Origin of the sequence: Bacillus thermozeamaize (assembly GCA_002159075.1) — a bacterium.
Lineage (GTDB): Bacteria > Bacillota > Bacilli > ZCTH02-B2 > ZCTH02-B2 > Bacillus_BB > Bacillus_BB thermozeamaize.
The window spans coordinates 1-1,677 of sequence record LZRT01000043.1 but is presented as its reverse complement, the minus strand read 5'-3'; the positions used below and the strand labels follow the sequence as shown (position 1 = coordinate 1,677).

Here is a 1,677-nt window from a genome sequence, read left to right as displayed (position 1 = left end):
CCGTCCACCCGTAGGACGGCGCGTAACGTTTCCGGATCTCGTAGTGCAGGTGGCTTCCAGTACCGATGCCAGTGTTCCCCTGCCGGCCGATTTCCTGCCCGCGCTCCACTCGGTCGCCGACCTTCACGCTGACCGAATCGAGATGGCAGTAGCAGTGAAGGTGTTTTTTCGCGTCCAGAATGGCCACGACGTTGCCGTAGTTTCCGAAACCGCTGCCGGCCGCCCCCCAGCCTGCGAACATGACGACGCCTTCCAAGAATGCTTGGATCGGCGCCCGGTGTTCTTTGACCAAATCGATTCCGGTGTGGAACCGTCTGTCTCCGTAGACAGGGTGGATGCGCCAGCCGTAGGGACTAGTGATGCGGTATCCTTCGAAAGGATTCACTCTTCATCCCCTCCCCGGCTGGCATCGACGTGCGCCTCAGCCAAGATGTACGCCACCACGGCGCCCACCGAAGTGATCAGGCCAGTGATCTTGACGATGGTGTCCTCGCCGGCTCCGGCCAAAACAAGAGCGCTGGTTGCCACGCCGGCTACCAGCGCCCAGAATTTCCTGCTGCTGAGCTTCTTCTTCCAGTCGATCACGCTTCACCCCTCCCCTCCAGTCTGTCGATTCGGCGGTGGGCCGATTTCGCCGACTCTTCCACTCGCGCCACGCGCTCCACCAAGTCAGCGTAGTCCTGTCGGAGCAGTCGTATTTCGACGCGAAGCTCGTCCACTGCCTGCCGGATGTAGTTCACAGATGTACGAAGATCGGCGTCCGCCGCAGCATCATTCGCCGCATCCTTTCGAGACGTCCGAGCATGCCCCAACCAGCCGAGCACGATGCCGCTGATGGCCGCAGCTGCCGAGATAAGCGCCGTAATCGTCATTCCATCCACACGAACACCCCCAAATGAAAAGGCCCCGCTTATGCGGAGCCTCCGTAAACTTGCCCGGTAATTTCCTGAAATTGTTCCGGCGTGATTTTCCCGGCGACCACGAACTTCTCAACATCCTCAGCCCGGTAACGGCCGGCGTCATAATGCCTTTTCACGATCGCAAACCAGTCCATGTCAGATCACTCCTTTTTCCACAAGTTCAAGGATGAGCGCGGCCTGTTCCTGCTCCGATTGCTCTAGCCGAATTTGCGTATCGACAAGCTCAAGCGCGAGCATGGCGCTCTCGTCTTCAAGTTGTGCAATCCTTTCATCCGGGCTTCTCAGTGCGGGCGGCAAAGGCTCGACCCTCTCTACTCTCGATTGCTCGATATATGCCCCGGCTTCCATGTCGAATTGATAAGTGACATCAGCAACGGTTTCGGCGTCAATGCGAACTGTCTCGGTTATGATAGCACCTCCGAGAAAATACGTTTCTATCGTACTGCCCGTGTCTACGATTTTATAGACGTTTTCGTCCCTGATCTCGTAATTAATAATCATGAGTAGTATCCTCCGTGAAAGAATACCGTTGCGCTTGCTTGGTTTGCACTCAAATTTTTTACTCGTAAAATAAGACTGCTATTGAATTTGAATTGCAAATTCGTGAACTGAATTTTTGCTGTCCCTGTCGAACTATTAACACTTTCCCAGCCGGAAAAAGACGGTCTAAACGCATCTCCGCCGGAATTAAAGTTTAACGGTTTTTCCACGCCGTCCGCAACAACATTCATGTGAAGTAGCCGTAGACTACCGGCGG

3 protein-coding genes and 1 pseudogene are annotated in these 1,677 nt (G+C 55.2%); all 4 read right to left on the bottom strand.

Features of this window, described 5'->3' with window-relative positions:
- Positions 1–385 (bottom strand): annotated as a pseudogene (locus BAA01_00630) (hypothetical protein).
- On the bottom strand, positions 382–585 hold the full coding sequence (locus BAA01_00625; protein OUM89454.1) for a hypothetical protein: 204 nt from the start codon (positions 583–585) through the stop codon (positions 382–384). Before BAA01_00625 ends, BAA01_00630 begins: the two are co-directional and overlap by 4 nt.
- Positions 582–881, bottom strand: a complete 300-nt coding sequence (locus BAA01_00620; GenBank protein ID OUM89453.1) for a hypothetical protein — start codon at positions 879–881, stop codon at positions 582–584. Before BAA01_00620 ends, BAA01_00625 begins: the two co-directional genes overlap by 4 nt.
- A gap of 174 nt (positions 882–1,055) precedes the next feature.
- Complete coding sequence (locus BAA01_00615) at positions 1,056–1,421, bottom strand: hypothetical protein (GenBank protein OUM89452.1); 366 nt, start codon at positions 1,419–1,421, stop codon at positions 1,056–1,058.
- Positions 1,422–1,677 lie beyond the last annotated feature (256 nt).